General features: G+C 73.3%; 10 protein-coding genes. 4 read left to right on the forward strand and 6 right to left on the reverse strand.

The genetic code is table 11. The annotated features are described in order from the left end of the window. The coding region (locus ACJ73U_RS22930; protein ID WP_407779744.1) for a hypothetical protein at positions 1–284 on the reverse strand (284 nt) is incomplete at its 3' end. Positions 285–398: 114 nt separating this feature from the next. Here ACJ73U_RS22930 and ACJ73U_RS22935 point away from each other — a divergent pair. Further along, a complete protein-coding gene (locus ACJ73U_RS22935; RefSeq protein WP_407779745.1) occupies positions 399–1,241 on the forward strand; it encodes an NAD(P)-dependent oxidoreductase in 843 nt (280 codons plus the stop codon). Positions 1,242–1,671: 430 nt separating this feature from the next. Here ACJ73U_RS22935 and ACJ73U_RS22940 read toward each other — a convergent pair whose 3' ends face one another. Continuing rightward, entirely contained in the window at positions 1,672–3,075 is a 1,404-nt protein-coding gene (locus tag ACJ73U_RS22940) for an MFS transporter (protein WP_407779746.1), read from the reverse strand. Positions 3,076–3,295: 220 nt separating this feature from the next. On the opposite strand from ACJ73U_RS22940, the gene ACJ73U_RS22945 reads away from it, so the two are divergent. The 3 genes from ACJ73U_RS22945 to ACJ73U_RS22955 all read left to right on the forward strand — a co-directional run bounded on the left by ACJ73U_RS22945 (position 3,296) and on the right by ACJ73U_RS22955 (position 5,038). After that, positions 3,296–4,006, forward strand: a complete 711-nt coding sequence (locus ACJ73U_RS22945; RefSeq protein WP_407779747.1) for a lytic polysaccharide monooxygenase — start codon at positions 3,296–3,298, stop codon at positions 4,004–4,006. Between the two features lie 101 nt (positions 4,007–4,107). Next, positions 4,108–4,671 (forward strand): DUF305 domain-containing protein, encoded by a 564-nt coding sequence (locus tag ACJ73U_RS22950; protein ID WP_407779748.1) that lies wholly within the window; start codon positions 4,108–4,110, stop codon positions 4,669–4,671. 70 nt (positions 4,672–4,741) lie between these two features. Continuing rightward, positions 4,742–5,038 (forward strand): putative quinol monooxygenase, encoded by a 297-nt coding sequence (locus ACJ73U_RS22955; protein WP_407779749.1) that lies wholly within the window; start codon positions 4,742–4,744, stop codon positions 5,036–5,038. Here the strand turns inward: ACJ73U_RS22955 and ACJ73U_RS22960 are convergent. From ACJ73U_RS22960 to ACJ73U_RS22975, 4 genes are all read right to left on the reverse strand, one after another. Beyond that, the gene (locus ACJ73U_RS22960) at positions 5,028–6,272 is read right to left on the reverse strand and encodes an AlkA N-terminal domain-containing protein (RefSeq protein WP_407779750.1); all 1,245 of its coding nucleotides are present in this window, start codon (positions 6,270–6,272) and stop codon (positions 5,028–5,030) included. The genes ACJ73U_RS22955 and ACJ73U_RS22960 overlap by 11 nt on opposite strands. Before the next feature lie 97 nt (positions 6,273–6,369). Next, positions 6,370–7,191, reverse strand: a complete 822-nt coding sequence (gene dhaM / locus ACJ73U_RS22965) for a dihydroxyacetone kinase phosphoryl donor subunit DhaM (RefSeq protein WP_407779751.1) — start codon at positions 7,189–7,191, stop codon at positions 6,370–6,372. Between the two features lie 58 nt (positions 7,192–7,249). Further along, entirely contained in the window at positions 7,250–7,870 is a 621-nt protein-coding gene (gene dhaL / locus ACJ73U_RS22970) for a dihydroxyacetone kinase subunit DhaL (protein WP_407779752.1), read from the reverse strand. A 1-nt stretch (position 7,871) separates the two neighbouring features. Beyond that, positions 7,872–8,499 (reverse strand): dihydroxyacetone kinase subunit DhaK (locus ACJ73U_RS22975; protein ID WP_407779753.1); only part of this gene is annotated, 628 nt, incomplete at its 5' end.

Here is an 8,499-nt window from a genome sequence, read left to right on the forward strand (position 1 = left end):
AGCAGCACACCGTTCACCGTGACCCGTTCGCGGAACGCGGTGCCCGCCAGCACCCAGCGTTCGACGAGCACGCGGCCACCGGCGCGGTCGGAGTACCCGCGCTGGTAGGCGATCGCGTACTCGGGATCCCGTGGCGCCGGCAGGGGATGCGGGGCCGGCACGGGACGTGGCACGGCCAGCGCCGACGCCACCTCCTCGTGCGGCGCGTCCGCGAACCCGACCACTCCCCCAGCGGCGGCCAGCGCGAGCACGAGGCCCGCGGTCCGCCTCAGCCATACCAACACACTTCGAAGACATCGCCGAGGGGGAAATGGTTGCCCCGCCACTGTTTCTGTTCGATAAAGCCCGCCGGGGCGCATCGCCGGGTGGGCGGCCGCGATCGGGGCTAGGTTGGCACCATGACCAAGGTTGCACTGCTCGGTACCGGCATCATGGGCGCTGGGATGGCCCGCAGCATGGCGCGCGCCGGGCTCGACGTCACCGTGTGGAACCGCTCCGCGGACAAGGCCCGCGCGCTCGACCTGCCGGTCGCGGAGGACCCGGCGTCGGCCGTCCGGGACGCGGACGTCGTGGTGACGATGCTGTTCGACTTCGAGTCCGTCTGCCACGTGATGACCGAGGCACTGCCCGCGGTCCGGCCGGACGCGGTGTGGTTGCAGACGAGCACGATCGGCCTGGCCGAGACCGGTGGGCTGGCCGAGCTGGCCGCCAAGCACGGTGTGTCCTTCGTGGACGCTCCCGTGCTCGGCACCCGGCAGCCGGCCGAGAACGGGCAGCTGACCGTCCTCGCCGCCGGTGAGCGGGACGAGCGGCTCGAGCCCGTGCTGGACGCGATCAGCGCCAAGGTCGTGTGGGTCGGCGACCGCCCGGGCGACGGGCACCGGCTGAAGCTCGTGATGAACGCGTGGGTCCTCACGCTCACGGCGGGCACCGCGCAGAGCGTGGCCCTCGCGGAGGGGCTGGGCCTCGACCCCCGGCAGTTCCTGGAGCTGATCGCGGGCGGCCCGCTCGACAGCGGGTACGCGCAGCTCAAGGGCAAGGCCATGCTGTCGGGTGAGTTCGCGCCCGCGTTCGCACTGGGCGGCGCGGCCAAGGACGCCGGCCTGATCCGCGAGGCCGCCGACGAGGTGGGAGTCGCCTCCGACCTCGCCGCGGCCCTGGAGCGGCTGTTCGGCACCGCCGGCGACCAGGACGACGACATGGCCGCCGTCATCCGCGCCCTGCGCGGGAACCGGACGTAGGCGCTGAGGACCCGCTGCCGCCCTGGTTGGCGGGGTGACACGGCCGCCGTCGCCCGCGCCCTGCGCGGAAAGCAGACCTGACACCCGAAACCGCTGCCAACCCCCGCCACCGAGGTGACACGACCGCCAGCCGCCCGGCCCTGCGCGGAAACCAGACCTGACACCCGAATCCGCTGCCCAACCCCCGCCGCCGGGGTGACATGGCCGCCGTCGTCCATGCGCTGCGGGAACCGGACGTAGGCGCTGAGGACCCGCTGCCAGCCCTGGCCGGCGGGATAGGAGCAACCGGTGACCGGGCGGTGGCCAACCCGAGCCGGTCGCCGGACAGCCGCGTGCACGGGCCTGCGCGGGAGAGCCGCGGCTGGAGCGAGCGTCGAGCCGGGGCAGCTGCGGCGAGCTGGCGCAGCCAGCACCAGCGGTTCCTCGCGCCCTACCCGGCGCGGCGCACCGGTGCCGTGAGGTCGTCGGGCCGGGTGCTGGGTGGGACGACGGTGAGCCGCCGGTGCCGGGTGGTGGTGATGACCGTGGCGATGAGGGTGGCGGCCACGAGTGTGAGGCCGCCGGCCAGTGCGAGGCTCACGTGCAGGCCGGTCGTGAAGGCGGCCGGGTCGTCGCCGCCGGACAGGTGGGCGTTCACGATCGCGCCGAGGGCGGCGATGCCCAGGGCCGTGCCGGTCTGCCGGGCGGCGTTGACGATCGCGGCGGCGGTACCGGACCGCTCGCGCCCGACCGCGGTGACGCCGGCCGAGTTGGTGGTCGTGATCGCGAAACCCATGCCGACGCCGAGGACCGCGAACAGCGAGCCGATCACCGGGTACGCCGTGCCGCGGGTGACGACCAGCAGCGCCAGGAGCCCGGCGCCGATCATGGTGTAGCCGGCGAACATGAGCCGGGGGCCGCCGATGCGGCCGCCGAGCACCGAGCCGGCCGCGATGCCGAGCGAGTACGGCAGGAACTCCACGCCCGTCACGGCCGCGGACGCGCCCTGGACCTGTTGGAGGAACAGCGAAAGGAGGTAGAAGCTGCCGTACGCGCCGAACCCGAGCACGAACGACGAGAACGTCACCACCGCGAACCGCGGCCGTGCGAACAACGCGCCGGGCAGCATGGGCCGCGCGGCCCTCCTCTCCACCACGACGAAGATCGCGAGCAACGCGGCGGCGACCGCGAGGAGGGTGCGGATCAGGACCGAATCCCAGCCGCGGTGGCCGGCCTCCAGCACCGCGTACGTCAGCGCCGCGAGCCAGCCGACGGCGAGCACCTGCCCGGCCGGGTCGGCGCCGGCGTGCGCGGGGTCGGCGCTCTCGGCGATCCCCCGCCAGCCGGCGACGATCGCGACCACGCCGAGCGGCAGGTTGACGAGGAAGATCGCGGGCCAGCCGAACACGTCGGTCAGCACCCCGCCGACGAGCGGCCCGACGACCACCGCGAGCGCGACGCAGGCACCCCAGAGCCCGATCATCCGCGCCTGCTGCCGCTTCTCCGGAAATCCCTGCACGAGAAGGGAGAGCGCCCCCGGCGCGACCGCGGCGGCGCCGACTCCCTGCACGATCCGGCCGACGACCAACGCGGCGGTGACGGGTGCGAGTGCGCACACGAGCGAGCCGGCGGTGAAGACCGCGAGGCCGCCGAGGTAGAGGCGCTTGCGGCCGTAGCGGTCGGCGAGCGAGCCGCCGGACAGGATCAGCGCGGACAGGCAGAGGGTGTAGCTGTCGACGACCCACTGGACCGTGCTGAAGTCGGCCCCGAGGTCGACCCGCATGTCCGGCAGGGCGACGTTGACCACGCTCACGTCGAGCAGCGACATGAACGTGCCGAGGAAGATCGCGAGCACCACGCCTCCACGGCACCACGCTCCACTCGAGATGGGCTCGAGGCCGGAGCGGGAAGTGCGCCGCCGGGTCCAGCTCCGCCATCCACACGAAACCGGCGCGCGCCTCATCCGGACGCTCACATCGCGCCACCACTTGACTACCGCGCGAATTTGGTCTAAACCAGATATTGTGGTCTAGACCACGCATCTCCGGTTGGCCCCTGCTCCCCGGGAGATCCGCATGAGTCTGAAACGAAAACTGATCATGTTCGCGTCCGCCGCCGTCATCGCGCCCCTCGGGCTGGTGGTGCTGCCCGCGGCGACGGCGAGTGCCCACGGCTACATCCTCACCCCGCCGAGCCGGCAGGCGCAGTGCGCGCAGCACACGGTGTCCTGCGGCGACATCCAGTGGGAGCCGCAGAGCGTCGAAGGTCCCAAGGGCCTGCGCAGCTGCAACGGCGGCGTGGCCCGGTTCGCCGACCTGACCGATGACACCAAACCGTGGAAGGTGACGTCCGTCGGCAGGACGGTCAACTTCACGTGGACCTTCACCGCCCGGCACGCGACCGACACCTTCCAGTACTTCATCGGCAACACGATGCTCGCCGAGTTCAAGCTCAACAACCAGCCGCCGCCGGCCACGCTCACGCACACCGTGAACCTCGGCAACGCGAGCGGCCGGGTCAAGCTGCTGGCCGTGTGGAACGTCGGCGACACGACCAACGCGTTCTACTCGTGCGTGGACCTCCAGGTCGGCGGTTCGCCGGCCACGCCGAGTCCGACCCCGGCCCCGCAACCGCAGCCGGCGAGCGGCACGTGGGCGGCCGGCACGAGCTACGCGGCCGGGTCCGTGGTCACCTACAACGGCACGACCTACCGGGCACTGCAGAACCACACCGCGCTGCCGGGTTGGGAGCCGCCGAGTACCCCTGCGCTCTGGCAGGCCGTCTGATCACTCGGTAGCGCTTGCCGGCCGGCGCGGGTCCGCTCCGCGCCGGCCGGCATCCCCTTGGGAGGCCGGTCGCGATGTTCGCTCCGCAAGCTCCGCTCAGAATGAGGCTCCTCCTGTTGGCCGTCCTCTTCCTCGTCGCCGGCTGCGGGGTCGGGTTCACCGAGACCACGGGCGCGTCGGCGTCCGCGCCGCCGCCGGACGGCACGTACAACGACACCGACGTGATGTTCCTGCAGATGGCCGTTCCGCAGCACGAACAGGGCACCGAGATGGCCCGGCTCGCTGAGAAACGCGCCTCCCGCAAGGAGATCCGGGACCTGGCGAAGGCGATCCGGCTGACGCAGGAGGACGAGGTCCGGCAGATGAAGCGCTGGCTGACCCGCTGGCACCAGCCGATCGCGCCCGACCTCGACCCCGCGGCGCACGCCGGGCACGGCGGCATGCACGGCACCGATCCGGCCGTGCTGGAGGTGTTGCGGGACACGCCACCGGGGCCGGAGTTCGACAGCCGGTTCCTGAACCTGCTGACCGGTCACCAGCACGGCGCGGTCGAGCTGGCGCGCATGGAGGAGAAGGACGGGTACAACGAGGACGCGCGGGCGCTCGCGGGCCGGATCGTCGCCTCCCGCACGGCGGAGATCCAGCAGCTGGCGTCGTACCTCTGACCGGATATGGCCGGACCGGCACGCGTGTCCCGGGAGATCCTTTCCGCACCGACTCAGGAGAGGAAATCACGTGCTCGCAAAGGTTTTCCCCATCCCGCTCAAGGCAGGCAAGCAGGCGGCGGCCGAGGCGCTCGTCCACCAGTTCGCACCGAAGGGCCCCGGCCAGGAGGACGGGACGCTGTCGTTCCGCGTCTACCGGGACCCGGCGCGGCCGGACTACCTGCTGTTCGTCGAGCACTTCGCCGACCAGGCGGCGTACGACGCGCACACCGGCTCCGCGGTGTACAAGGAGCTGATCGCGGGTCAGTTCGCCGGCCTGGTCGAGGAGTTCGTGGAGATCGACCACGAGCTGGTCGTCAGCCTCTGAGGTCTGCCAGCAGGAGGTGAACCGTGGCGAGCGCTCGCCACGGTCGCCACCGCTGCGGGTCCGCGCCCCGCACCGCGTGGCGGACGGCCGGGTCGGTGTCCGGGAAGGCGTCCCGCACCCCGAGCCGCAGCGCGATGTACTGCTGGGCCGCGGCGTCGATCCCGCGCGGCTCCTCGCCGGCGGCCATGACCTTCGCCAGCTCGGCAACCGGTTCGTCGGTCTCGGCGAGCAGCTCGGCGGACGGGAAGACGTGCGTGAGCCCGTGGTCGAGGCCGGGCACGGGTACGCCGTACCGCCGCGCCAGCGCACCCGCCTCGGCCGGCCCTTCGGTCATCGCGACCGCGACTTCGAACGGCGTCCACACCCCCGGCACCCGCACCCCGGGCCGCCGCTCGACGAGCGGCCCCAGCACCGGATCCTTCGCCAGCTCGGCGCGGCCGACGACCGGGTCGATGTCGACGCCGACGAGCCGCGCGGCCCTGGCCACCACGTGAATGACGCCCTCCCAGTACGGCAGGTGCGCCCGCACCAGGAGGTGGTCCGCGCCGCCCGGACCGATCTCGAGCAGGCCGGGCTCGCCGTCGAGCATGATCGTGCGCCGGTACCTGCCGTCCACGACGGACTCGACACCGGGGATCGCCGTGCGTGCGAGGAGTTGGGCCATCGCGTCCCAGTCGTACGGCGCGGTGAACGGCAGCCGCAGCACGAGCCCGCCGTCGGCGACGAGCCGGTCGGCCCGGCGGCGCCGGGCGCGCAGTTCCTTGGGCGAGGCCCGGAAGATGTCCCGCATGGCCCGGTTGAACTGCCGCAGGCTCCCGAACCCGGAGGCGAACGCGACATCGGCGACGGCCAGGTCGGTGTCGTCGAGCATCCGGCGGGCGAAGTGCGCGCGGCGGGAGCGGGCGAACTGGTCGGGGGTGACGCCGAGGTACTCGTGGAACATGCGGCGCAGGTGCCGGGCCGACACCCCCAGGCGCCGCCCGAGCAACACCTCGTTCCCGTCGTCCAAGACCCCGGCGATGATCAGCTGCACGGCACGGCAGACGATCTCGGGTGCCTCGTCCGGGACAGTGCCCGCGACCCGGTAGGGCCGGCAACGCAGGCAGGCCCGGTACCCGGCGGCCTCGGCGGCGGCCGGCTGCTCGAAGGTCGAGACGTTCTCCGCCCGCGGCTTGGCGCCACAACCGGGGCGGCAGTAGATGCCGGTGGTACGAACCGCGGAGTAGGTGGTCACGCCTCAACACTCCCCCGGAAGGGACCGTCCGGCTAGCCGTATTCGGACCTCATCGGCGCGAGTCCCGCGTTCGGCACCCGCGAGTCGTGCCGCGGCGTCACTCGCCGAAGTTGCTGGCCGCCAGGTCCTGGAAGGTGCGGATGGCCTCGCCGGCCTGCGGGCCGGCCGCGGTGATCCGCACCTGGTCGCCGCCCCGCGCGCCGAGGGCCATGAGGGCGAGGACACTGCGCCCGTCGGCCGACGCGTCCTTGAAGTGGATGGTCACCGCCGCGTCGAGGCCGGTCATGGCGCGGGCCACGACGGCGGCCGGGCGGGCGTGGAGGCCGATCCCGTTGGTGAGGGTGACCACGGCCTCGGCGGGTGCCGGCGGCTTCCCCACGGCGACGCTCATGCCCCCGGCGACGTCGACGCCCGCGGGGATCGCACCGATGGCCGGCTCCGGCGCGCCGACCACGTCGGGCACGGCGTTGATGTCGGGCACCGCGGTGATGTCCGGTACGACGGTCAGTTCGGGTGCCAGGTCGGGTGCGGTGGCGCCGGGCACGCCCGCGGCGTCCTCGGCGGCGTGGGCGACCTCGGTGACGTCCGCACCGCCCTGGGCGGAGACGGCCGCGGCCACGGCGCCCTCGACCAGCGGCGCGTCGGCGAGCCGGGCGTTGTCGGCCGCCTCGACGGCCATCTCCGCGACCATGCGGGCGCTGCCCAGGTCGTACAGCACGACGACCCCGGCACCCGCGTCGGCCCGCTCGACGGCGGCGGTCACCGCGTCGAAGTCCGTGCCGATCCCGCCCTCGGCCGTGCCCCCGGCGGGCACGACCGTGACGTCCGGCGCCATCTGCGCCGCCACCTCGACCACCCCCGCCGCGAGTCCCGCGCTGTGCGACACCACGACCAACCCGACCCGGCGCACGCCGCTCACGGCCTCCCCTCACAGACTCGCGGACGCACGCGTCCGAGCTGTGTTCCGCACGCTCCGCTCACCGCGCGGCCACCTCCGCGAACGCCCGCAGCATCAGGGCGGTCGAGCGGGCCCCCGGGTCGAGGTGCCCGGCGCTCCGCTCGCCCAGGTACGAGGCGCGCCCCTTGCGGGCCACGAGTGGGACGGTGGTCCGGGCGCCCTCCTCGGCGGCGTCAGCCGCCGACGCGAGCACCTGGGCCACCGACTCGCCACCGGCGGCGGCCCGCACGGCCGGGTCCAGGGCGTCGACCATGGTCTTGTCACCCAGCTCGGCCTTCCCCCTGGCGACCACGCCGCCCAGCGCGGCGGTCAGTGCCTCGACCACCTCCGCCGGGCCCAGCTCCGCCTTGTCCTTCACCACGGCCGACGCGCGGAGGAACGCCGTGCCGTACAGGGGGCCGGCCGCGCCGCCGACCTTCGAGATCAGCGTGCTCGCGACCGTCTTCAGCACGGCGCTCGGGCTGTCCGGGGTGGACTGCTCGAACGCGGCCAGCACGGCCCTGAACCCGCGGTCCAGGTTCTCGCCGTGGTCGCCGTCGCCGATGGCGCGGTCCAGCTGGATCAGCTCGACGCGGTGCTCGGCGACGGTGCCGGCGGCGGCGCGGATGGCGGCGATCACGTCCGCCGCGGTGCAGCCCACGTCAGCGACCCCACCGCAGCGCGGCGGTCCGCACCGGGGCGTCCCACAGCTCCAGCAGCTCGTCGTCGAGTTTCAACAGCGTAAGGCTCATGCCCTGCATCTCCAGGCTCGTGACGTACGGGCCGACCAGCCGGCGCTCGACCACGATCCCACGGTCGGCGAGCAGGCGCTCGACGATGCCGTGGGCGAGGTACAGCTCCAGCAGCGGCGTGCCGCCCATCGAGTTGGTGAACAGCAGGACGCGGTCGCCCTCGGCGAACGGCAGGTCCTCGACGATCGGCTCGAGCAGGCGGGTGACGATGCCGTCGGCGTTCTCGACCGGCACGCGGGCCCGCCCGGGCTCGCCGTGGATGCCGATGCCGACCTCCATCTCGTCCTCGGACAGGTCGAAGCTGGGCTCGCCGACGTGCGGGACGGTCGGCGCGGTCAGCGCCATACCCATCGACCGGACGCCGCCGACGACCCGCTGCGCGATCGCGTACACGGCGTCGAGGTCGTCACCGCGCTCGGCCGCCGCGCCGGTGATCTTCTCCAGCGGCACGGTGCCGCCGACGCCGCGGCGCCCGGCCGTGTAGGTCGAGTCCTTCACGGCCACGTCGTCGTCGATGACGATCGTGCGGACCTCGGTG

This window comes from Actinophytocola sp., assembly GCF_045807065.1.
GTDB lineage: Bacteria > Actinomycetota > Actinomycetes > Mycobacteriales > Pseudonocardiaceae > Actinophytocola.

Bases quoted from the DNA above. Each gene is read 5' to 3' on its own strand.
- ACJ73U_RS22935 (WP_407779745.1), top strand. From the start codon at position 399: ATGACCAAGGTTGCACTGCTCGGTACCGGCATCATGGGCGCTGGGATG.
- ACJ73U_RS22950 (WP_407779748.1), top strand. From the start codon at position 4,108: ATGAGGCTCCTCCTGTTGGCCGTCCTCTTCCTCGTCGCCGGCTGCGGG.
- ACJ73U_RS22945 (WP_407779747.1), top strand. From the start codon at position 3,296: ATGAGTCTGAAACGAAAACTGATCATGTTCGCGTCCGCCGCCGTCATC.